Origin of the sequence: Gilliamella sp. Occ3-1 (assembly GCF_001690655.1) — a bacterium.
GTDB classification, from domain to species: domain Bacteria; phylum Pseudomonadota; class Gammaproteobacteria; order Enterobacterales; family Orbaceae; genus Gilliamella; species Gilliamella apicola_P.
Genome location: NZ_LZHQ01000007.1, coordinates 1 through 23,933, shown reverse-complemented (window position 1 = coordinate 23,933; position 23,933 = coordinate 1). Strand labels below are relative to the sequence as shown.

At 35.4% G+C, this 23,933-nt stretch carries 17 protein-coding genes, 1 tRNA gene and 3 pseudogenes; 16 read left to right on the top strand and 5 right to left on the bottom strand.

Translation table 11 applies throughout. The annotated features are described in order from the left end of the window. On the bottom strand, nucleotides 1-220 hold a 220-nt coding region (locus A9G43_RS02310), incomplete at its 3' end, for a transposase (RefSeq protein ID WP_065606286.1). A gap of 233 nt (nucleotides 221-453) precedes the next feature. On the opposite strand from A9G43_RS02310, the gene A9G43_RS02305 reads away from it, so the two are divergent. From A9G43_RS02305 to tkt, 5 genes are all read left to right on the top strand, one after another. Further along, the gene (locus A9G43_RS02305; RefSeq protein ID WP_065606284.1) at nucleotides 454-696 is read left to right on the top strand and encodes a FeoA family protein; all 243 of its coding nucleotides are present in this window, start codon (nucleotides 454-456) and stop codon (nucleotides 694-696) included. Continuing rightward, complete coding sequence (feoB, locus tag A9G43_RS02300) at nucleotides 693-3,026, top strand: Fe(2+) transporter permease subunit FeoB (protein WP_065606282.1); 2,334 nt, start codon at nucleotides 693-695, stop codon at nucleotides 3,024-3,026. Before A9G43_RS02305 ends, feoB begins: the two co-directional genes overlap by 4 nt. Nucleotides 3,027-3,052: 26 nt before the next feature. Further along, nucleotides 3,053-3,340, top strand: a complete 288-nt coding sequence (locus A9G43_RS02295) for a FeoC-like transcriptional regulator (protein ID WP_081297993.1) — start codon at nucleotides 3,053-3,055, stop codon at nucleotides 3,338-3,340. Between the two features lie 340 nt (nucleotides 3,341-3,680). Next, nucleotides 3,681-4,631, top strand: a complete 951-nt coding sequence (gene tal, locus A9G43_RS02290; protein WP_065606279.1) for a transaldolase — start codon at nucleotides 3,681-3,683, stop codon at nucleotides 4,629-4,631. Between the two features lie 138 nt (nucleotides 4,632-4,769). Next, the gene (tkt, locus tag A9G43_RS02285; protein WP_065606277.1) at nucleotides 4,770-6,776 is read left to right on the top strand and encodes a transketolase; all 2,007 of its coding nucleotides are present in this window, start codon (nucleotides 4,770-4,772) and stop codon (nucleotides 6,774-6,776) included. Nucleotides 6,777-6,957: 181 nt separating this feature from the next. On the opposite strand, the gene A9G43_RS02280 is transcribed toward tkt, so the two are convergent. The 3 genes from A9G43_RS02280 to A9G43_RS02270 form a co-directional block, all read right to left on the bottom strand. Continuing rightward, nucleotides 6,958-8,346 (bottom strand): MATE family efflux transporter, encoded by a 1,389-nt coding sequence (locus tag A9G43_RS02280; protein WP_065606276.1) that lies wholly within the window; start codon nucleotides 8,344-8,346, stop codon nucleotides 6,958-6,960. Between the two features lie 4 nt (nucleotides 8,347-8,350). Then, nucleotides 8,351-9,667, bottom strand: a complete 1,317-nt coding sequence (gene rimO, locus A9G43_RS02275; protein WP_442903310.1) for a 30S ribosomal protein S12 methylthiotransferase RimO — start codon at nucleotides 9,665-9,667, stop codon at nucleotides 8,351-8,353. A gap of 328 nt (nucleotides 9,668-9,995) precedes the next feature. Further along, nucleotides 9,996-10,916 carry a siderophore ABC transporter substrate-binding protein gene (locus tag A9G43_RS02270; RefSeq protein ID WP_081297991.1) on the bottom strand — a complete coding sequence of 307 codons (921 nt, stop codon included), beginning with the start codon at nucleotides 10,914-10,916 and terminating at the stop codon, nucleotides 9,996-9,998. A gap of 170 nt (nucleotides 10,917-11,086) precedes the next feature. On the opposite strand from A9G43_RS02270, the gene A9G43_RS02265 reads away from it, so the two are divergent. The 4 genes and pseudogenes from A9G43_RS02265 to A9G43_RS02250 all read left to right on the top strand — a co-directional run bounded on the left by A9G43_RS02265 (nucleotide 11,087) and on the right by A9G43_RS02250 (nucleotide 14,667). Further along, on the top strand, nucleotides 11,087-13,057 hold the full coding sequence (locus A9G43_RS02265) for a TonB-dependent receptor domain-containing protein (protein ID WP_065606271.1): 1,971 nt from the start codon (nucleotides 11,087-11,089) through the stop codon (nucleotides 13,055-13,057). Nucleotides 13,058-13,266: 209 nt separating this feature from the next. Further along, nucleotides 13,267-13,386 (top strand): annotated as a pseudogene (locus A9G43_RS11320) (IS3 family transposase); the annotation flags it as partial. Between the two features lie 415 nt (nucleotides 13,387-13,801). Further along, nucleotides 13,802-14,380 carry a hypothetical protein gene (locus A9G43_RS02255; RefSeq protein WP_065606269.1) on the top strand — a complete coding sequence of 193 codons (579 nt, stop codon included), beginning with the start codon at nucleotides 13,802-13,804 and terminating at the stop codon, nucleotides 14,378-14,380. Between the two features lie 11 nt (nucleotides 14,381-14,391). Continuing rightward, nucleotides 14,392-14,667: a hypothetical protein gene (locus tag A9G43_RS02250; protein ID WP_141673999.1), complete on the top strand. Its 276-nt coding sequence runs from the start codon at nucleotides 14,392-14,394 to the stop codon at nucleotides 14,665-14,667. Between the two features lie 112 nt (nucleotides 14,668-14,779). On the opposite strand, the gene A9G43_RS02245 is transcribed toward A9G43_RS02250, so the two are convergent. Continuing rightward, nucleotides 14,780-14,856 (bottom strand) — tRNA-Val (locus A9G43_RS02245). 282 nt (nucleotides 14,857-15,138) lie between these two features. On the opposite strand from A9G43_RS02245, the gene recQ reads away from it, so the two are divergent. The 7 genes and pseudogenes from recQ to A9G43_RS11220 form a co-directional block, all read left to right on the top strand. Further along, nucleotides 15,139-16,968, top strand: a complete 1,830-nt coding sequence (recQ, locus tag A9G43_RS02240) for a DNA helicase RecQ (protein ID WP_065606266.1) — start codon at nucleotides 15,139-15,141, stop codon at nucleotides 16,966-16,968. A gap of 21 nt (nucleotides 16,969-16,989) precedes the next feature. Then, a pseudogene (locus tag A9G43_RS10835) lies at nucleotides 16,990-17,142 on the top strand (amidohydrolase); the annotation flags it as partial. 214 nt (nucleotides 17,143-17,356) lie between these two features. After that, nucleotides 17,357-18,199: a Rossmann-like and DUF2520 domain-containing protein gene (locus A9G43_RS02235; protein ID WP_065606264.1), complete on the top strand. Its 843-nt coding sequence runs from the start codon at nucleotides 17,357-17,359 to the stop codon at nucleotides 18,197-18,199. Further along, entirely contained in the window at nucleotides 18,196-19,050 is an 855-nt protein-coding gene (gene panB / locus A9G43_RS02230; protein WP_065606262.1) for a 3-methyl-2-oxobutanoate hydroxymethyltransferase, read from the top strand. Before A9G43_RS02235 ends, panB begins: the two co-directional genes overlap by 4 nt. Before the next feature lie 5 nt (nucleotides 19,051-19,055). Further along, the gene (panC, locus tag A9G43_RS02225; protein WP_065606260.1) at nucleotides 19,056-19,904 is read left to right on the top strand and encodes a pantoate--beta-alanine ligase; all 849 of its coding nucleotides are present in this window, start codon (nucleotides 19,056-19,058) and stop codon (nucleotides 19,902-19,904) included. A 193-nt stretch (nucleotides 19,905-20,097) separates the two neighbouring features. After that, nucleotides 20,098-22,956: a valine--tRNA ligase gene (locus A9G43_RS02220; RefSeq protein ID WP_065606258.1), complete on the top strand. Its 2,859-nt coding sequence runs from the start codon at nucleotides 20,098-20,100 to the stop codon at nucleotides 22,954-22,956. 115 nt (nucleotides 22,957-23,071) lie between these two features. After that, a pseudogene (locus A9G43_RS11220) lies at nucleotides 23,072-23,933 on the top strand (IS1182 family transposase); the annotation flags it as partial.

Below are 23,933 nucleotides of genomic sequence, written 5' to 3'. Positions count from 1 at the left end.
TTAAGCTCAGTTCGGCAAACATCTGTTTAAGCTTACGGTTTTCAGCCTCCAGCTCCTTTAAGCGTTTGATATCCGAAGTTTCCATTCCGCCGTATTTTTCCCGCCATTTATAGAAAGTTGAATTACCCATGCCATATTTACGACAGAGTTCTTTAACCGGAATACCCGCTTCAGCTTCTTTTAAAATAGCGACGATTTGATGTTCAGTCATTTTTTTCATGTTTAAATCCTCTTTACTTTTATCATAGAGAATTTTCTACTTTTTTGCTGTATTATTTTAGGGGAGAGTTACATTTATTGTCTAATTATATTTACTATTTTTTTACTGTTTATTTATTCTTGTTGAGAATAATTCGCATTTTTATACTAAAAATAACTTTGATTTTTTTTTAAAATATACATATTTAATATAATTATTTTTATCAGTACTGCCGTCATTTTTTAGGAAACATAATGTCATCTTTTACTCTTAACCAATTACCTTTAGGTCACGAAGCGGTTATTACTAGATTGTTACCCGAATCGTTGCCTTTTCGTCGAAAGTTACTTGCAATGGGTATTACGCCAGGATGTAAGGTCCTGACTCTACGAGTTGCACCACTTGGTGATCCGATTGAAATTAAAATGCGTGGATTTTTGCTTTGTTTGCGTCGTAAAGAAGCACAAGCCATTGAAGTTATGGAGGTAAGCGAATGAAGATAGCATTAATTGGTAACCCTAATTGTGGTAAAACGACGCTATTTAATTTATTAACTGGCTCAAAGCAACGTGTGGGAAATTGGCCTGGAGTGACTGTTGAACGTAAAGCAGGTGTTTTCACTTATCATCATGCACAATATGAAGTTATCGATTTACCTGGTACATATTCGATTGAACCAGATCCACTTAGCGTTTCTCAAGATGAGCTTATCGCACGTCAGTTTGTGTTGTCTGATAGTGATAGTGTTATTATTAATATTATTGATGCAACTAATTTGCAACGTAGTTTGTATTTAACTTGTCAGTTAATTGATTTACAAGTGCCAATGATTGTTGTATTAAATATGATGGATGCAATTAAAGCAATGGGCGAGCAGATTAATGTTGATATGTTGTCAACACTGTTAGGTTGTCCTGTAGTAGCAATATCATCAACCAAAAAATTGGGTCTATCGTATTTTTATCAACAAATCGAAAATATGGTAATTACACCACAAGCTGCTCATCCGTCGATTGATTTGCTTGGCGATGATCAGCAAGCGGTGATTAATCGTTGTATTTGTGAGTTATCTGATGATAGTGTTGTGCATCAACTCAATCGTTGGCAATTGATGGATGCGTTATTAGATGATTCGCGTTATAACTTGCTCGAAAGTGAAAAAGAGATGTTTGCAAACTGCCGTTCATTGCTTGCAAAATGGTGTGATAATGAAATTGATGTGGCGCTTGCTAGTGCACGTTATGATACGATTGATACAATTTGTAAGAAAGTGATTGATAAACCACGTGAACTTAGTCGTCGATTTTCAGACATATTGGATAATATCACCTTAGGGCGTATTACTGGCATTCCGTTCTTTTTACTCGCAATGTATGCCATGTTTATGCTAGCAATTAATTTTGGGGCTGTGTTTATTGATTTTTTTGATGTGCTGTTTGGTACTATTTTTGTCGATGGCTCAACGCAGTTACTTCATGTTATCAATGCACCGAATTGGCTTACGGTTATTTTAGCTAATGGGATTGGCCGTGGCATTCAAACTGTTTCAACTTTTATTCCTGTCATTGGAGCGATGTTTTTTTGTTTGTCTTTTTTGGAAGATTCTGGTTATTTGGCGCGAGCAGCAATGGTAATAGATCGGCTGATGCGTTGCATTGGTTTGCCAGGAAAAGCATTTGTGCCAATGTTAGTGGGTTTCGGTTGTGGTGTGCCAGCCATTATGGGCACGCGAACGTTAGAAAGTACACGTGATCGTATTATGTCAATTTGTATGATTCCTTTTATGTCATGTGGAGCAAGATTGCCGGTGTATGCTTTATTCGCCGTGATATTTTTTCCTAAAAATGCTTCTATAGTGGTGTTTGCCTTATATTTGCTTGGTGTAGTTGTGGCAATGATAACCGGATTTATACTTAAATTTACGCTATTAAAAGGTTCATTAACACCGTTTATTATGGAAATGCCAGTGTATCGTATTCCGACTTTAAGTAGTCTAATTAGTTTGACTTGGCAGCGTTTAAAGTCGTTTCTTTTTAAAGCAGGTAAAGCCATTGTGCTGATGGTAACAATATTAAGTGTGCTTAATTCATGGAGGAGTGATGGTTCGTTTAGACACGAAAGCTCGCAGGATTCTATGCTTTCTGTTGTTAGCCAAACAATCACTCCAGCATTTGCACCAATGGGGATTAAACACGATAATTGGCCCGCAACAGTGGGAATTTTTACGGGTATTTTCGCTAAGGAGTCGGTGATTGCAACGCTTAATTCGCTTTATTCGATGGGCGATGACGATGACAATGAGCAAGCAACTAAGTCGTTTGACTTGTCGCAAGGGATTGTAGATGCATTGGCAACGATTCCTAAGAATTTAGCTGATTTATCAGATGCGCTGTTAGATCCGCTTGGCTTATCTAGTGTTAATGATGATATTGATGCATTGCAATCTGATTTAGAGGTGGGTTCAACCGCTGTATTAAAAATTAAAACCTCATTTGGTACGTCTGCAGCTGCAATGGCTTATTTAATTTTTATTTTACTCTATACACCTTGCGCAGCAGCATTAGGTACGGTATATCGTGAAGCAGGTTTTCGATGGATGGCGTTTGTAGGCATTTGGACGTTTACCGTTGCGTGGCTTACGGCAACTATTTATTACCAATTTACGTTGCTTGGGCATTCTTCAGTCGCCGTTTGGTGGCTGATTGGGTGCAGTGTTTTTATTGTTGTAGTGGTACTGTTTATGCGTACTTTAGTGCGATATTTGCCTTTTAATCAACCAACAGAGCCAAATATATCCCACTGCAAAAAATCTTCGTGTTGTCAGTAAATAAATGGCTGGCTAATTTGTAAAATATGAATAGAGGAAAAGTATGCAGGGATCGCCCTGCAACTTTAGTAATGGTTATGTTGATAACATCAATTCGTGATTATGTACAATTAAAAGGTCGTGCACCATTGAAAGATATTGCCAGACACTTTCACTTACCTGAAAGTGCTACTGAGCAGATGTTGCGGTTTTGGGTCAAAAAAGGCGTGATAAAATTGATAGCACAAGATCAGCCATTGCTTTGCCAAATCAACCAGTGCAGTTCTTGTGCCAGTTGTGGTTTAAACAGTCAACTTGAATATATTTGGGCTTAATCAGTTAAATTATGGTTTAGCGAATTTTTAAATCTGCAAATTTTTTTGTTAATCGTTTTGTAGATTTAAAGATCGATTAATGCAAATTAATCCTAATTTGATTTTGTGATTTAATTCACATAATTGAATTTATTTATACGCTAAAAATAGCAAACATGACTAATATTAATGAGTAATAATGTTACGGTAAAGCCTGATTCTACCTTTTTTGTTTATATTTTACGGTGTTTTTTCGCCCATCACCAAGATGCATCCTCATCCAATGACAAAGTCGTTTTATTATTGAATAATATGTTATTATACTTTCATTATAATAACACGCTGTATGAGGATAAAAAGTATGAGTCAATTAGATGAATTTAAGAAATTAACCGTGGTTGTGGCCGATACTGGTGATATCGATTCGATTAAGCAGTTTTCTCCTGAAGATGCAACAACCAATCCGTCCCTCGTTTTGAAAGCAGCGCAACTACCTCAATATCGTTATTTAATTGATTCTGCAGTGCAAACCGCTAAAAAATTAGGTGGTAGTAAAAAGCAGCAGTTAGTTAATGCGTGTGATCAGGTTGCAGTTAATATTGGTGCCGAGATTTTAAAAATCGTTCCAGGACGTATTTCGACCGAAGTGGATGCACGTTTGTCCTTTGATAAACAAGGTTGTATTGATAAAGCACGCCGTATTATTGAACTTTATAAAGAAAAGGGTATCGATAAGTCTCGGATCTTAATTAAAATTGCGTCAACTTGGGAAGGCATTAAAGCGGCTCAAGTGCTAGAAAAAGAAGGGATCAACTGTAATTTAACTTTACTATTTTCATTTGCACAAGCACGAGCTTGTGCCGAAGTAAATGCTTTTCTAATTTCGCCTTTTGTGGGGCGAATCTATGATTGGTATCAAGCTAAAAAACCAATCGATCCTTATGTCGCTGATGAAGATCCAGGTGTTGTTTCAGTTCGTAATATCTTTAACTATTACAAACAACACGGCTATAAAACCATTGTGATGGGGGCAAGCTTCCGTAAAGTCGATCAAATTTTAGCATTAGCAGGTTGTGATAGATTAACTATTTCGCCTAATCTATTAGCCGAAATGCAACAATCAAATGCGCCTATGGTACAAAAGCTCAATCCTAATCAAACTGTAGTAGCTCGTCCTGCGCCAATGACTGAAGCCGAATTTAGATGGCAACATAATAGCGATGCTATGGCAGTTGAAAAATTAGCCGAAGGGATTCGTGCTTTTGCCGTTGATCAAGGCAAATTAGAAGATATGATTGGCGCACTACTATAATTATATTGGATACAATAGGGGAGCTAGCTCCTCATTTTTACAATATTTTATTCGTTAATTTGATTAACGATTTTTGCAAGTGATATCACTCTTGTATAAAACAATTTTCAACTCAAAAAAATTTTTGGAGATTACAACATGAATGCAACCACATTATCTCACCGCGAACTGGCGAATGCGATAAGGGCATTAAGCATGGATGGCGTGCAAAAAGCAAAATCAGGCCATCCTGGTGCGCCAATGGGTATGGCTGATATGGCCGAAGTACTTTGGCGTGGCTTTTTAAAACACAATCCAACCAATCCTAAATGGGCTGATCGTGACCGTTTTGTTTTATCAAATGGTCATGCTTCTATGTTGATTTATAGCCTATTGCATTTAACAGGTTATGATGTGACGATTGATGATCTTAAAAATTTCCGTCAGTTGCATTCAAAAACTGCAGGTCACCCTGAATATGGTTATGTGCCAGGTGTCGAAACAACCACAGGTCCACTTGGGCAAGGTATTGCCAATGCTGTAGGTATGGCAATTGCAGAAAGAACATTAGCGGCACAATTTAATAAAGCAGGTCATACTATTGTTGATCACCATACTTATGTGTTTATGGGCGATGGTTGTATGATGGAAGGGATATCACATGAAGTGTGTTCATTAGCAGGCACGCTAAAGCTAGGTAAACTAATTGCATTTTATGACGATAATGGAATTTCAATCGACGGTGAAGTAGAAGGTTGGTTTACTGATGATACCGCAAAACGATTTGAAGCATATGGCTGGCATGTTATTCGTGGTATTGATGGCCATGATGCTAAAGCCTTAAAAGAAGCGATTGAACAAGCGCAAGCCGTAACCGATAAACCATCTTTATTAATGTGTAAAACGGTAATTGGTTTTGGTTCGCCAAATAAAGCAGGTAGCCATGAAAGTCACGGCGCACCATTAGGCGATGCCGAAATTGAAGCAACCCGTAAAGCACTAGGTTGGAATCACCCAGCGTTTGAAATTCCTAAAGATTATTATGATGCTTGGGATGCGAAAGCAAAAGGTAAACAGCGCGAAGATGAATGGAATGCTCGTTTTGATGCTTATGCTAAGGCTTACCCTGATTTAGCTAAAGAATTCAAGCGTCGTGTTAATGGTGATTTGCCTGCAAATTGGTCACAAATTGCTAACGATGTGGTGAATAAACTCCAAGCAAATCCAGCAACTATCGCTACTCGTAAAGCATCTCAAAATGCTATCGAAGCATTTGCGCCAGCTTTACCTGAATTTTTAGGTGGTTCGGCTGATTTAGCACCAAGTAATTTAACAATGTGGTCAGGCTCTAAAGAAATTTTAGCTAATGCTGATGGTAACTATATCCATTATGGTGTGCGTGAGTTTGGTATGTCAGCAATCATGAACGGTATTGCGTTACATGGCGGATTTATTCCTTATGGTGCAACATTCTTAATGTTTATGGAGTACGCACGCAATGCTATTCGTATGGCTGCGCTAATGAAAATCCGTTCTTTATTTGTCTATACTCATGATTCAATCGGTTTGGGTGAAGACGGACCAACGCATCAACCCGTTGAGCAAATGGCAAGCTTACGAGTTACGCCAAATGTGAGTACTTGGCGCCCATGTGACCAAGTAGAATCAGCTATTGCTTGGCAGTATGGTATTGAGCGCAAAGATGGTCCAACTGCATTAATCTTCTCAAGACAGAATTTAAAACAACAAGAACGTACTGCTGAACAATTAGCCAATGTCTATCGAGGCGGTTATATCTTAAATGATTGTACTGGTACTCCAGAGTTGATAATTATTGCTACTGGTTCAGAAGTAGAACTTGCAGTTGAAGCTTATCATCAACTCACACAAGCAGGTAAAAAAGTGCGAGTTGTGTCAATGCCATCAACTGATGCGTTTGATAAACAAGATAGCACATATAGAGAGTCAGTATTGCCATCATCAGTGACAGCTCGCCTAGCTATTGAAGCTGGTATTAGCGATTACTGGTATAAATATGTTGGTCTTAACGGCAAAGTAATTGGCATGACAAGCTTTGGTGAGTCAGGTCCAGCTGATCAACTATTTAAAGCATTCGGCTTTACTGTTGAAAATGTACTTGCGCAAGCAAATAGTTTATTGAAATAGTTAATTTATTATACTAAAAAATGCCATCAGTGAAAGTATTGATGGCGTTTTTTTATTTAAAAATGAGTATTAATCAAAAGGATTAACTCATTTTTTGTTTAATTATTGAAAATTCAATAATTGGTTATTATAAAAATGTAATTAATCCTTTCTATATTATTAAATTTTTATATAGATGATTTTACTTTGATGCCTGTTCTAAAATAACATCAACGGGTTGTTTTTGGATGTAGATCATCCTAGCTATTAATAGTAATGCCGCAACAGCAAGTCCTGATATAATACCTATCCAAAAACCAGCAGCGCCAATGGGTTCAATGATTAGGTTGGTTAATCCTAAAACATAGCCAACGGGTAGTCCCACTATCCAATAAGAAAGTAGGGTGATCAAAAAGATACTTTGGGTATCTTTGTAACCTCTTAAAACATTACTTGCCACTACTTGTAAATAATCTGATGCTTGATAAATAGCTAATAATATAATGAGCTGCATACAGATAGCCATGACGGCAGTTTCTTTGGTGAATAGAGCTACAATTGGTGCTTTAAAAATAACTAGAATTAAGGCAACAATTATCGCCATGCTAAGCGATATAGCTAAACTAATATAGGCGGTTTGTTTGGCTAATGCAGGTTTTTTATTACCCAGTAAATAACCAACACGAATACTAGTTGCAACACCAAGAGATAATGGAATAGCGAAGGTTAAACTGCTGATGGTGAATATGATTTGATGTGCAGCAACGGTTATTTGACCTAATGGGGCAATTAATAATGCAATCACAGCAAATAAGCTCATTTCAAAAAAGTAAGCGAGTGCAAGAGGTGTGCCAAGCACAACAATTTTTTTGATTATAGCAAAATCAACTAGTTTGGTGATTGGTGTTTGGCGAATGTCGCGTTGGCTTGCGCTAGTGAGTGTATATAAGCGTATTAATATAAACATGAGCCAAAAGATGATTGTCGCTGTAATGCCACAGCCGACCCCACCAAAAGCAGGTAAGCCTAATTTTCCATAGATTAAAACGTAATTAATTGGAATGTTGACAAGAAGGGCAATAAATATAATCACCATGGCTGGCTTTGTGTTTGATAGCCCTTCACATTGATTGCGGTAGACCAAAAAAAGCAAGAATGCTGGCACACCCCACATTATGGCGCGTAAAAATTTGACTGCTACTTCCATCATTTTTGGATCAATAGGGTAATCGTCCGAGCTTCTTAGGTTTATTATTAGGTCGGAATGATAGAGAACTAACATCATAAGCACTGATAATACTAATGCAATGATAACGCCTTGGCGGGTATGATCGGCAACTTGGTTTCGTTTAGCTGCACCATTTAGGTTTGAAATAATTGGCGTTAAAACGGTGAGTAAGCCTTGCCCAAATAAGATGGTAGGTAGCCATATCGAGACAGCAATGGCTACCCCAGAAAGTGCCGTTTTACTATAATTGCCTGCCATGATAGTATCAACAAAGGTGATCGTAGTTTGTGATACTTGCGCGATAAGCACTGGGATCGATAATTTAACAAGATTTTTTATTTCGTGTTTATAATGTTGTTTCATATTTTTACCGTTTAACCGTTCCCCATAAGTCGTATTCATCTGAATGTTCAATGTTAACTTGAACAATATCACCAACATTGATTTGATTTTCTTCGTTTAGATAAACAACACCATCAATTTCAGGGGCATCTGCCATACTACGACCAATTGCACCTTCTTCATCAATTTCGTCAACAATAACAGCTAATGTTTTGCCAATTTTGGCTTGTAATTTTTGCGTTGAGATTTTTTGCTGTAATTGCATAAAGCGATCAAAACGTTCTTGTTTGATTGTTTCTGGAATTTGATCAGCTAGTTTATTGGCTTCAGCGCCTTCTATGGAACTGTATGGAAAACAGCCAACACGATCTAGCTGTGCTTGCGACAAAAAGTTGAGCAGTAATTCAAAATCTTGTTCTGTTTCGCCGGGATAACCAACAATAAAGGTTGAACGTAACGTGATATCAGGACAGATTTCTCGCCATTTATGGATACGTTCTAAGGTTCTTTCAATGGTTCCAGGTCGTTTCATTGATTTTAAAATTGTTGGACTTGCGTGTTGTAATGGTACATCCAGATAAGGCAAAATTTTACCATCTGCCATTAATGGAATTAGATTATCGACACTTGGATAAGGATACATATAATGCAATCTGACCCAAATTCCCAAAGTTGATAATTGTTCGCAAAGCGTTTGAATATCAGTTTTTAATGGCATTCCATTCCAGAAACTGGTCCTGTTTTTGATATCAACGCCGTAAGCTGAAGTGTCTTGTGCAATAACTAATAATTCTTTAACACCACTGTCGGCTAGTCGTTTTGCTTCATCAAGTACGTTAACAATAGGGCGACTAATCATTTCACCTCGTAATGATGGAATAATGCAAAATGTACAACTATGATTACAACCTTCAGAAATTTTTAGGTAAGCATAATGTTTTGGTGTTAGTTTTATACCTTGTTGGGGGACTAGACTGGTAAATGGATTATAAGCAGGTTTTGGTGCATATTTATTAACATGATTTATTACCGCTTCATAGCTGTGTGGGCCTGATATTTCAAGTACTTTTGGGTGTACAGTCCTAATTTGATCTTCTTTTGCACCAAGGCATCCGGTTACAATGACTTTGCCGTTTTCATTAAGAGCTTCGCCGATTGCTTCTAGAGATTCTTGTACTGCACTGTCAATAAATCCACAAGTGTTTACAATGACCAGATCGGCATTGTCATAGCTAGGTACGACTTGATAACCTTGTGTACGTAGTTCGGTTAAAATTCGTTCAGAGTCAACTAAGTTTTTAGGACAGCCAAGGCTCACAAATCCAATTGTAGGAGGTAACATATTCATAGTATTTATAATAGTGTGTTATATTAAAGAGGTATTGTTTGAGAATTTAATAAACTATATTTATTAATTATCGTTTACAAATCAAAATAAAGTCGGCATTTTATCACATTTCATCGTAGTTGATATACTGATTTTCTAATTTCAAATTTACATTAACAATGCTTTGGTTTATCTATTAGGTACTAGTAATGACTCGAAAAGTAGTTTGTTTGGATAAAAAGGATTATTTATTGAGTATTTCTCTGATATTTATCAATATAAATAAAGCCTTTATTGACAATAAAGGCTATTTAAAAAATAGAAAGTTAACAATCAAGTTATATTATTTTAATGCATTAATGATTTCGTCAATTTGACGATCTATGCTTTCAGCACCACCACCCGACAAATACCATAGATCAGGAGTTAAATAAACAACCTGTGTTTTGCTTTTGTTTAATACTTTTTGTGAAAAAAAGTGCTCAGCCATACCTTGATTGCCGATTGCTTTGCTACGATCAACAACAAAAATAATATCAGGTTTGACTGATTTAATGTAATTATCATCAATAAAAATTGGTTTTGGTTTGCCTATTAAGTTATTTGCGGGCATAACGGTGAGTGGTACCGCTCGTTTAACATCTAGTACATCGTGAATCAATGCTGCGCTTGAGCTTGAATTGATAAGAATCATCTTTCCATCATTATGAATAGCAACAATAGCCTTTTTAGCACTGGCTTGAGCCAAGGCTTGTGCACTTTGAATTTTTTTATCTAATGCTTGAATAATATTATCCGCTTTGCTTTCGGTTTCTGTAATTTTTGCTAGCACTTGAATATGATTTTTGGTTGATTCAACGTAATTTTTAGCATCAACACTTAAATTAATAACCGGGGCAATTTTTGATAAATTTTCGGCTTTACTTGCCTGACGACCATCAATAACGATCAAATCAGGCTTAACCTGCTTGATAGTTTCAATATTGGGTTCTTTCATATTGCCCGTATCTGCAATTGATGCGTTATTATATTGTTGCAAGTAAGATGGGATAACTGACAGTGGGGTAGCTGCAACTATTGAACCTTTACCTAACGCATCTAACGTATCTAATGCGCCATAGTTCATTACTACCATTTTTTTAGGTGCTTTAGGAACGATCACTGTTTGATTATCAGTAGTGACATTCATTGTTGTCGATGATTGGCAGCCAGTTAAACTTAATGTCATCACTGCAATACTACTCAAAAGTAACTTCTTGTTCATATCAATTTTCTCACGTCATTTTAAATGATAATAATTATTATTTAATAAAAGTGAATTGTCTAGATCTAAATAATTTTTTATAAAGATATTGATAATCATTCTCATATAGTGTAGTGTGCCTAGGGCAAATTAAATGGTAATTGTCATTATAAATAATGGGGTTATAAGAAATGAAAGCAAAAAAGAAGTTTAAATTGGCAACTCATGCCATTAATACGGGCATTTTGTTGTCATTATCAAGCGCCGCTATAGCGGCTAGCAATACAGATACTGACACCATGGTTGTTACTGCGTCGGGGTTTTCTCAACAAGTCAAAGAAGCGCCAGCTACCATTTCGGTAATTACACCAGAAGAAATTGAAAAAAAACCTTATCGTGATGTCACAGATGCGTTAAAAGATATTCCTGGAGTAAATATCACTGGTGGTGGTGATTCTACTGATATTAGTATTCGAGGCATGGATGCCAAATATACCCTAATATTAGTTGATGGCAAAAAGGTTAGTACCCGCGAAACAAGACCAAATAGTGATAATTCAGGATTTGAACAAGGATGGTTACCACCATTAACGGCGATTGAACGTATTGAGGTTGTGCGAGGCCCTATGTCGTCATTATATGGTTCTGATGCGATGGGAGGGGTTGTTAATATTATTACCAAAAAAGTGTCAAATAAATGGCAAAGTGGTATACGTTTAGAATCGGTTATTCCTTATCGTTCAAAAGAAAAAGATACATATACTGGCAGTTTTTCGACCATGGGACCGATTATTGATGATGTTTTCGGTATACAACTTTATGGGCAGTATTCAAATCGTCATGAAGATAAATTTCTTGCGGGTCATGCAGGACAAAAATTACGTAGTTTAAATGGTAAATTATCTTTAAATGTTACAGATACACAAAAATTTGATCTCGATTTTGGACGAGCTTTACAAAATAGTAATGCAACTGCAGGAAAAACAAGAGATAAATCTAGAAGTGATTTTAATAGAGATAATAGACGAAATACGTTTGCTTTAACACATAATGGTTTGTTTGGTGATGTTTCTACAACTTCATTTGTCTCTTATGAAGGTAATAATAATCCTGAAAGAGAAATGAGGATTCGAAATACGGATGTAGATACACGTGTTACTATTCCTTTTAGTATTAATATGCTTACTTTAGGTGGAAAATACAATTATCAAGAGTTGCATGACAAAGGAAATCAACTAAAAACGGCATTATCTAAAATTGATCGTTGGAATTATGCGTTATTTGGAGAAGATGAGTTACGTATTTTAGAAAATTGGAGTTTAACATTAGGATTACGTTATAACAAAGATGAAAATTATGGTAGCAACTGGAACCCAAGGGTTTACAGTGTGTGGAATATTGATGATAACTTTACGGTAAAAGGCGGTTATTCTACTGGTTATGCTACACCACAATTACGTTATGTGGTGACGGATTGGGGGCAAGTTACTGGTGGTGGATATTCTGATGGTGTAATCATTGGAAATCCAGATTTAAAACCAGAAAAAACAAATAATTTCGAAATTGGTATAGGTTATACCAATGATTATGGTATTGATGCCTCTGCAACTGCATTTTACACAAAATATAAAGACAAAATTCAATCATACTATATTTGTAATCGTAAAAAAGGAAGCAAGTGCTTGTTGAATGGTTATAGTAAAAAGTTTGACTTTATACAAGGCCGTGAAAATGTTGGCAAAGCTGATCTTAAAGGCTTTGAATTTTCATTTAAAACGCCTTTATTTACTGATTTCCTATTAACATCTAACTATTCTTGGACAAAAACAGAACAAAAAAGTGGGCAATTTAAAGGACGATCTTTAAATCGAACCCCTAAACAAAAATTCAATACTCAATTAGATTGGTATATCTCCCAACAATGGGATTTGTGGGCAAAAATAGCCTATTATGGCATGGAATCGTCTAATAACCGTGATGGCACAAAAGTTGAATATCCGGGCTATACTTTCTGGGACATCGGTGCATCTTATCAAGTACATAAACAAGCTAAGATTTATGCTGGTGTTTATAATCTATTTGATAAAAATGTAACTAATGATGATTTTGGTAAAACCTTGGAAGGTAGGCGTTATTTTGTGGGCACTGAAATTAATTTTTAATCATTTAAGCAAATTTAATTCTTGTTTATAACCTTTAAGGTAGCTTTAAATATAGCTGCCTTTTTTGTTAATGCTGTTTAATATAAAAAAGACGATAAGTGTGTTTTGCAGGAGGAAGTGTAAAAGAAATTCGGGTATATATCATCATATCTTCTCTAACACGCTAGATAGGCTATTTAACCCTGATAAGCAGAAAACGACATTGGTAAACCGATATCACTTATATTAAAACAGGTAATGGTTAGTTATATCTGTCGGTGATTATTGATTTATTTGGGCGAAAAGTGGTTGCTAGACAAACAAGTCATCATATAGGCCGTCATTTAGTGTATAATATATTAAAGCAAGTCTTGTTTTGTCGTTACTTCGCTAAGAATGTACTCATCTTAAGTTACAGAGAAAGTTAGCTAATAAAACACTATTTGAATATATTGAAATCTATTATAATTGTATCCGTCTTCATTCAGCCAACGGCTGGGTATCGCCAGAATAATATGGACAACAATATTACCTAAACAAAAAATGATAGAGGTAGGTGCTATCTCATATTTAGTAGATAATCAAGGTTATTATTTTACTAAACTTGTTGTTGCACATAGAGCAGAGAATGTTAATATGGCAGATAGAGCGCAATTATTAGACGATGGTTTAATCGTTGCAGACTCTTTGAACACACTTTTGTTAAATAAGATCAAATCAAAAACTTGAATAATACTTATGCAATGAGTGCAACAAGGAATTTTTATGTATAAAAAACTATTAACTTTAATCATATTATTAATAAGTACTTTTGCCCAAGGTAATGAAACCGTTTGGGATCTGACTTTTGATAACAAATATAATTTACCCATTGTAATAATAAACCTCGAAGGTGAAAAAATTGCATTAACATTAGATACTGGCACCAAAGAAGCCTTACACCTACCAATAAATTTAATTGATAAAATTCCAAATAAATCTGAAAATTTACAAAAAATAAGAAGTATTGATTTATCTGGTAATGTTTCAGAGGTTAGATCATTTATTATCAATAATTTAAAATTAAATTCCTTTATTTTTAAACGTGTGGGAGTCGTAGAATATAACAGTTGGGGATTAAAATTTTCTAGTGATAATTCTAATAATAACGAAAATGAAAATATAGAAAACCCAGTAATTGGACTAGGTTTGTTTGATGGTTATGTGTTAACTATTAATTATCCTGAAAGTAAAATAATAGTATCGGATGAAACGGATATTTCTGCTGACTTAGATAAAAAATGGATTCCAATTCCCTTTCATCTCAATGATGAAGGTTTAGCCATTGAGATGTCTGAGGTATAAAAGATTATAAAATGATTTTAGATAGTGGAGCCTCTATGTCAGTGATAAAAGAGCAATCCCTGACCTTTAAAACGATTAAAATAAATGATGATGAAAGTGATTATAAATTTGTTTCGCTTAAAGTAAATAATGTTGCTAATGATAATATCAAAGCTGTTATATTGGACTCCCTTCCTGCTGAGTTTCAGTCTGATGGATTGATTGGGTTTGATTTTCTTAGTAAAAATATAGTTAAAATTGATTTCAAAAATAAGAGACTCTGGATTCAAACAGTAGTAGAAAAATGATTTTATTTTAATGATAAATTTATGCTTACTTGTAATTGCAAAATTTTATTTTGCTAATAAAATTTTCGTTTAAGCTAATCACTTTAAAGACTTGTAGACTAAGGCTTTAGAATGGTACGCCCGGGTGGACTCGAACCACTGACCCCCACCATGTCAAGGTGATGCTCTAACCAACTGAGCTACGGGCGTATAATTGAAACACGCAAATATTAACTGGCAAATCGATTAGTATCAAGTAAAAAAATAAAAAATAGCTTTTTTTTTAGTCTATCGAACAGAATTGGTTATAGAATAAACATTATATGTATTAAAATTTAAAAAATTGTAATAGGTTATGTCTAACATAATCGTTTTTATAAAATATTTTATTTTTGGGATTGAATTACTAATTCTTAAAATTGATGGTGGTTTGTTTAAATTAATTTAGCTATACTCGCCACCCCGAGTTGGGCTCTTTATGTTTAGGTTTGTATGTCAATAAAAGATCATATTGAAGATGTTTTACAAAATGTTTTTGGTTACAAGTCATTTCGAAATCAACAAAGAGAAATTATTGAATCTATTATTGATGGTCGTGATACTTTAACAATTATTCCAACTGGAGGAGGAAAATCTTTATGTTATCAAATTCCCGCAGTTTTATTATCGGGAACAGCAATAGTTGTTTCACCTTTAATTTCTTTGATGAAAGATCAGGTCGATCAATTATTAGCTAATGGTGTTGCTGCTGCCTATCTTAATGCCTCACAATCATCTACAGAACAACAAAAAGTTATCGAACAGTATTTGGATCATTCTATAAAACTATTATACGTCTCTCCTGAAAGATTGGGTGTTTACTCTTTTTCTTCTTTAATTGATGAGTATCCTCCTTCATTAATAGCTATTGATGAGGCGCATTGCATATCTCAATGGGGGCATGATTTTAGACCCGATTACCGGCAATTAGGGCAGCTTTCTATTCGTTTCCCTAAAGTCCCCATTGTAGCATTGACTGCAACAGCAGACAAAATGACACAGACAGATATTATTCATCAACTTAATCTGGTTAATCCATTAGTTGTAGTAAGAAGCTTTGATCGACCAAACATTCGTTATACGGTTGTCGAAAAATTTAATCAACTTGAACAAGTTGTTTCTTTTATTGAGGCACAAAAAGGCAATAGTGGAATTATTTATTGTTCAAGTCGCTCTAGAGTGGAAAATATGACCACTAAGCTTGCAGCCCGAGGCTTTTCTGTTAAGGCCTATCATGCAGGATTAACTAATAATGAACGTCAACAGGCGCAAGAAGATTTTATAAAAGATAATGTGCAAATTATTGTAGCGACCGTTGCATTTGGTATGGGAATTAACAAACCAAATGTGCGTTTTGTTGTTCATGCTGATAGCCCAAGAACGATTGAATCTTATTACCAAGAAACAGGCCGCGCAGGTCGTGATGGTGTACCCGCTGAAGCTATATTATTATTTAATAGTAAAGATCTTAATTGGTATCAGCAACAAGTTATTGAAAAAAGGAATGGCCAACATCAAGATATAGAATTGCAAAAGATTAATGCAATGGAGGCTTTTGCGCAAAGTTTGACTTGCCGGCGTACGGTGTTGCTTAATTATTTTGGTGAAGAGAGGACCAAACCATGTAATAACTGCGATGTCTGTTTATATCCTCCAGAGCTTTATAACGGCTTAATTGATGCGCAAAAAGTTTTATCTTGTGTTTATCGTGTAGAACAGCATTACGGTGCTCAATATATCATTGATGTGTTACGTGGTTCAGGGCGATCTCAAATTAAGGAAAATGGTCATGATAAGTTATCGGTTTATGGCATTGGTAAACAACATTCATCAGATTATTGGCTTAGTGTTATTAGACAGCTAGTTTATTTAGGGTATTTAAGTCAAAATATATCAGCCTTTACTACGCTTCAGCTAACACAAAAAGCGCGTCTAATACTTAGAGGTGAAATATCATTATCATTAGCTAAACCGCGTTTAGAAATAGTTAAGAAAAGTCGAATTAATCGTTATGCAAGAGCGATTAATTTAACAACAATTTTATCTTACGAAGAACGGATTTTATTTAATAATCTCAAAAGATTACGTAAAATTATTGCCGATACTGAAGATATACCACCCTATATTGTTTTTAGTGATGCAACATTGCTTGAGATGGTTCAAACTAAACCTAAAAGTAAAAAACAATTAATTAACGTTTCCGGAGTGGGTAAAATTAAGTTACAAAAATATGGTAATTTATTTTTAGAAGAAATCAATGAATTTATGTTAAAAAATATGTAACACTATATAATAGAAAATATTTCTAGAGCCTTTGCATTGGTTGGTTCTGGTAATCCTCAAAAAGATACCAAATGGCCACATCATCATGGTTGTTTTAATGTAGATGAAGATGGCATGGCATTAGGTGCTAAATTTTATGCTCAATATGCTTGGGTGTATTTAAATCAAAATTAATCTTAATAAAAATCCGATCATTAAATATTTTGATTAATGGTTGGATTCCTTTTTTTGTATCTAATTATTGAAATAATCTACAACTTTTTCTTTTAACTTTAAAATAATTAAATTATATTTTACGCATTTATTTTTAATATTATTGATATCTAATTGATTGAATATCAAACTGATTAAGCTATAATGCAACAACTTCAAATAATTTACAGTTGTAATGATTATTGGTTTTATCGGTGCAGGTAAAGTAGGGTGCACCATAGCTAAGTATTTTTCTTTATGTGGAATGCAGATTGCTGGATTTTATAGCCAAACCTATGAACATGCAAAAGAGGCAAGTAATTTTACTCAAAGCCAACATTATACTTCTTTACCTGAATTAGTTAATGATAGTGATTGCATATTAGTCACAGTACCTGATGGTCAAATAGTCACAGTTTGGCAAAAACTTTGCCAATTATCTATTGCTAACAAATGGATTGGCCATTGTAGTGGTCTGTTAACATCGCATATTTTTAGTCAACATAAGGTTGTTCACCCATTTGCGTTTTCTTTGCATCCTTTATATGCTATTTATGATAGATTTAGTTGCTATATGGCAATGTCAGGTATCTCTTTTACTCTTGAAGCAAATGAAAATATTATCCCTCAATTACGAGCCACATTAGCTCCACTAAATAATCCTTTAGCAATTTTACCTGCAAGTAAAAAACCGTTGTATCATGCTGCTTGTGTTATGTTAAGTAATCAAGTTATTGCATTGGTTCAAATTGGTGTTGATTTGTTTAAACAATGTAGACTAGATGCTGAATTTAGTGAACAGGCTTGGCATCCATTATTTCTAGGAAATGCAAATAATATTGGTAAAGTAGGAGTGATCAATGCTTTGACTGGACCTGTCGAACGTGGTGATATTGAAACTATCAAACAACATATTATGGCAATGCCTGATGAACTCAAGCCGATTTATCTACAATTATCAACTATTTTACTTAATATTAGTCGGACAAAACATCCAAATAAGGATTATCGACAATTAGAGCTGGAGCTGTTACCTTGAAAAATACAATTCTTACACTACAAAAACGCAAGAAAAATCAACAAAAAATTACCATGTTAACTGCATATGATTATACTACAGCCAAATTAATGGACGAAAGTGGTATAGATTGTCTGTTAGTTGGTGATTCTTTAGGAATGGTGATGTTAGGTTACGATAGTACTGTATCGGTTACTATGGAGGATATGATTCACCATTCCAAAGCAGTAGCAAGAGCCGCTAAGTCAGCTTTTGTGGTGACAGATTTACCTTTTATGTCTTATCACACGTCTGTATATGATGCGGTTTTAAATGCAGGTCGTTTAATCAAAGAAGGGCAAGCTCAAGCAGTGAAACTTGAAGGTGGGCAAGCATTTTATGAACATATCAAAATGATTACACAAGCATCTATCCCTGTTGTAGCGCATATTGGGTTAATGCCGCAATCTGTGCTTGCTTTAGGTGGGTATAAAGTTCAAGGTAAGGATTATGAACATGCTAAAAATATTGTTCTTGATGCATTAGCGGTTGAAAAAGCTGGTGCTGCAGCTATTTTGCTGGAGTGTGTTCCGGCAGGTTTAGCGAAATTTATCACACAATTAGTTAATATTCCGACGATTGGCATTGGAGCGGGAGTTGATTGTGATGGGCAAGTGCTAGTTTATCAAGATATGTTATCAATGTATGATGGTATTTCATCAAAATTTGTGAAATCTTTTGCATCGATTGGTGAACAAATGAAACAAGCTTTTAAATTGTATTGCCAAGAAGTTAATAATCGACAGTTCCCTGCTACAAATCATGAGTTTTCTATTGAAGATAATGTTATAGAGAAACTCAAGCTTGAATTTACTATTAACCATAAGGGCTAATACAAATGAATATTGTAAGTACAATTAAAGAAGTCCAAGCACAAGTAAAAGCTTGGCGTCAAGCTGGGTATAGTATAGGGCTTGTTCCAACAATGGGATATTTGCATGAGGGTCACCAAAGTCTAATGGCTGCGGCTAAAAAGGAAAACCAAAAAGTAATTGTGAGCATTTTTGTTAATCCTATCCAGTTTGGTCCTTCTGAGGATTTAGCCAGCTATCCTCGTGATTTAAATAGAGATAAAATTGCTTGTGAGCAGATGGGGGTAGATTTGATTTTTTGCCCAACTGTTAATGAAATGTATGTTCCTAATTTTAGTAGCTATGTTGATGTTAATGGTTTAACCAACGCATTATGTGGACAAAATCGTCTGGGGCATTTTAAAGGTGTTTGCACTGTTGTCACAAAATTATTCAATATTACGCAACCTGATCGTGCTTATTTTGGTCAGAAAGATGCGCAGCAGCTAGCTGTAATTAAACGTATGGTAAATGATCTGAATTTTAATATTGAGATTGTTGGTTGTCCGATTGTGCGTGAAGCTGATGGGCTAGCTAAAAGCTCGCGTAATAGTTATTTGTCCGAAAGCGAACGATCCGCATCAGTTTGCCTTTATCAAGCTATAGAAAGTGCCAAAGCAATGATAAAGCAGGGAGAAAAGTCAGTAACTGTTATTACACAAGTTATGCATGAGCTTATAACCAATCAACCCTTAGCTAAAATTGATTATATTGAATTTGTTGATCTAACATCTTTACAATCGGTTGATATGCTTGAGCAAGATAGCTTATGTGCGTTAGCCGTTTATATTGGTAAAACACGGTTAATTGATAATTTTATATATCAACATCCCTAGTTATAACAATATTTTGGTGATAGATATATAAAATCGCTTGATATAAAGCGGTTTTTTTGTCATTTGTCGTGTAATAAAAATTTTTTAAGAAGATTAAATCAACGAGTTTATTATTCTGCCAATTTATTGTTTAGCTATTTTACTGTAGAATGGTCAAAATTTTATGCCTTAAATCAGGATTTATGCATTAATTATGAAAAATACGACTTATAATCCACAAGAAATTGAACAACCTATTTACAAACATTGGGAAGAAAGTGGGTATTTCAAACCCAATGGCGATAAGTCCCAACCAAGTTACTGTATTGCTATCCCACCACCAAATGTAACTGGGAGTTTACATATGGGGCATGCATTTCAACAAACTATTATGGATGCCTTAATTCGTTATCATCGTATGCAGGGCAATAATACTTTGTGGCAATCAGGAACCGATCATGCAGGTATAGCAACGCAAATGGTTGTAGAGCGGAAAATTGCTGCAGAAGAAAACAAAACTCGTCATGATTATGGTCGTGATGCATTTATCGAAAAAATCTGGAAATGGAAAGCTGAATCAGGTGGCAGCATTACAAAGCAAATGCGTCGTTTAGGGGATTCAGTTGATTGGGAGCGTGAGCGTTTTACAATGGACCAAGGCTTATCCAATGCCGTTAAGGAAGTTTTTGTTAGATTATATCAAGAAGATCTGATTTATCGCGGCAAACGTTTAGTTAATTGGGATCCAAAACTGCGTACAGCTATTTCTGATCTTGAAGTCGAAAATCGTGAAGTAAAAGGTTCAATGTGGCACTTACGTTATCATCTTGCTGATGGTGTGAAAACATCAGAAGGAAAAGATTATTTAGTTGTCGCCACAACTCGTCCTGAAACATTATTCGGTGACACAGGTATTGCTGTTAATCCTGAAGATCCACGCTATAAAGATCTGATTGGTAAATTTGTAGTATTACCGTTCGTAAATCGTCGCATTCCTATTATTGGTGATGAACATGCCGATATGACTAAAGGTACTGGTTGTGTAAAAATCACACCTGCTCATGACTTTAATGACTATGAAGTTGGGCACCGTCATCAGTTACCAATGATAAATATACTAACTTTTGATGGTAATATTCGTACACAAGCTGAAGTATTTGATACTAACGGAGAACCTAGCACGTTATATTCAACTGATATACCATTAGAATTTCAGAATTTAGAGCGTTTTGCTGCTCGTAAAGCTATTCTTGCACAATGTGAAAAACTAGGTATTTTGGAAAAAATAGAACCTCATGATTTAACCATTCCTTATGGTGATCGTGGCGGTGTTGTTATTGAACCTATGTTGACGGACCAATGGTATGTGCGAGCCAAAGTGCTCGCAAAACCAGCCATTGATGCGGTCAAAAATGGCGATATTCAGTTCGTACCAAAACAATACGAAAACATGTATTTTTCTTGGATGAATGATATTCAAGATTGGTGTATTTCCCGTCAATTATGGTGGGGACACCGTATTCCTGCTTGGTATGATAAACAAGGTAATGTATATGTGGGGCGTGATGAAGCTGAAGTACGACGTGAAAATAATTTGTCAAATGATATTGAGTTAGAGCAAGATGAAGATGTGCTTGATACTTGGTTTTCGTCTGCGCTTTGGACATTTTCAACGTTAGGTTGGCCAGAAAATACTGACGACTTAACCACGTTTCATCCAACGAATGTGCTAGTGACTGGTTTTGATATTATATTCTTTTGGGTAGCTAGAATGATCATGATGACCATGCATTTTATAAAAGATGAACATGGAAAACCGCAAGTCCCATTTAAAACGGTGTATGTCACAGGTCTAATTCGTGATGAAGAAGGACAAAAAATGTCAAAATCTAAAGGAAACGTTATCGATCCTTTAGATATGATTGATGGTATTTCTTTAGCTGATTTGTTAAAAAAACGAACAGGCAATATGATGCAACCACAACTTGCTGAGAAAATTGCTAAGCGAACAGAAAAGCAATTCCCAAATGGCATTGAAACGCATGGTACTGATGCACTACGATTTACACTCGCAGCACTAGCATCAACAGGGCGTGATATTAATTGGGATTTAAAACGTTTAGAAGGTTATCGTAATTTCTGTAATAAACTATGGAATGCAAGCCGTTATGTGTTAATGAATACTGAGCAGCATGATTGTGGTTTTAAAGGAGGAGATTTAGATTATTCGCTAGCTGATAAATGGATTTTGGCTGAATTTAATCAAACAGTTAAAACTTATCGTGAGGCATTTGATACTTATCGTTTTGATTTGGCTGCTAATATTTTATATGAATTCACTTGGAACCAGTTCTGTGATTGGTATTTAGAACTAACGAAATCCATTTTAGCTAATGGCGAAACATCGCAGCAACGTGCAGCTCGTCATACGTTAGTGACTGTATTAGAAGCTCTATTACGTCTGGCTCATCCAATTCTTCCATTTATAACGGAAGAAATTTGGCAAAATGTAAAACCACTAATGGATATTAAAGCTGATACCATTATGTTACAACCAATGCCTATTTTTGATAACCAGTCTTCAAATGATGAGGCAGTTGCAGATATTAATTGGATAAAAGATGCGGTAATTGCTGTACGTAGTATTCGTGCAGAAATGAACATTGCACCAAGTAAGCCACTACAGTTATTAATTCGTAAAGCGTCACCAACAGTGCATCGAATTACTAGCAATAATATTAGTTTTATTGAATCATTAGCAAGATTATCTGAAATAGTCTTATTAGATGAAAATGAAACTGGACCTTTATCAGTAACTAAATTAGTTGACGGTGCGGAATTATTAATACCTATGGTAGGATTAATTAATAAAGAAAATGAACTTGCTCGTTTAGAAAAAGAAATTGCACGCATTGAAGGTGAAATTATGCGGATTGCAAACAAGTTATCTAACGCAAGCTTTGTTGATAAAGCACCTGCGGCAGTGGTCACTAAAGAGAAAGAAAAACAACAAGGTTATATTAATGATAAAGCCAAACTGCAAGAACAATATTTGCTGATAAAAAATCTTTAATATTAATAATAAAAAGCCTCTCAAATGAGAGGCTTCAGATTGATGACAAAGAGCTCGCTTTTTGGCGAGTTCTTTGATCTAATAGAGAGGAGTCGATTATAATAGGAATTCTTCTATGCTAAAAAAACCAACTCCAGCGACACCAGAAAAAATAGAACAAATCTCGCTAGATGCGCTTGTCCCTTAAAATCATCTTGTTCGTAAAATAGCTAAAGTCATTGATTTTGAATTTATTCGAGAAGCGGTAGCACCACTTTATTGCCCTAATAATGGTCGTCCAGCAGAAGATCCGGTCAGACTGTTTAAAATCATGTTATTGGGGTATCTTTTCGGTATCCCCAGTGAACGTCGTCTGATTCAGGAAATTCAGGTCAATTTAGCTTACCGCTGGTTTCTGGGAATGGGATTAACCGAAAAAGTGATTGACGCCTCAACACTCAGCTAAAATCGTCGCCGTCGGTTTAATGACAGTGAAATTTATCAACAGATTTTTGATAATATTGTTGAGCAGGCCATTGCCAAAGGGTTGATAGGTGGTCGGGTTTTATATACGGACAGTACTTACCTAAAAGCAAATGCCAATAAAGGCAAGGCACGTAATGAGCAACGTATTGTTGATCCCAGTCATTATATTGATGCACTTAATCAAGCCATCAACGCAGAAAGAGAATTAAACGGAAAAAAGCTTTAAAGCCATCGACGGTAGAGAAATACAAGGAGATTAAAGTCAGTACAACAGATCTGGACAGTGGCTTTATGCATTGGGAAGGCAAGCCTAAAGGATTTTTCTACGTAGATCACCGAACGGTTGATGGCAAACATAATTTAATTACCGATACCTATGTCACAGCTGGAAATATTCATGATTCCCAGCCTTACATGGCTCGATTAAAACGCCAGTTAGAGCGGTTTGGCTTTAATCCGGTTGGTGTCGGTCTTGATGCGGGTTATTTTACGGCTCCCATTTGCCATTTACT